The organism is Micromonospora sp. PTRAS2, assembly GCF_054052245.1.
The window spans coordinates 1-242 of record NZ_JBSWBU010000077.1 but is presented as its reverse complement, the minus strand read 5'-3'; the positions used below and the strand labels follow the sequence as shown (position 1 = coordinate 242).

General features: G+C 69.0%; 1 protein-coding gene. It reads right to left on the bottom strand.

What is annotated here, in order from left to right:
- On the bottom strand, positions 1–242 hold a 242-nt coding region (locus ACVMYR_RS33225), incomplete at both ends, for an AbfB domain-containing protein (protein ID WP_457123716.1).

Sequence of the window (242 nt, the reverse complement as noted above, 5' to 3'; positions counted from 1 at the left end):
CGCCACGTAGCCGCTGTGCCGCAGGTAGTTGCCCGGGCGGTTCACCGACTCGAACGACACCGCGGAGGAGTCGGCGAGGCCGGGCACCATCCGCCACATCTGGTCCTGGTACGGGTCGAAGGGATACGGGTCGATGCGGACCGCGCCGTTGGAGTGCCGGACGAAGTAGTCGGGCAGGTTGGAGGACTTCAGCCGGACCCAGTTCGGGGCGCCCCAGCGGCTGACGGCGGCGTTGTACTCGA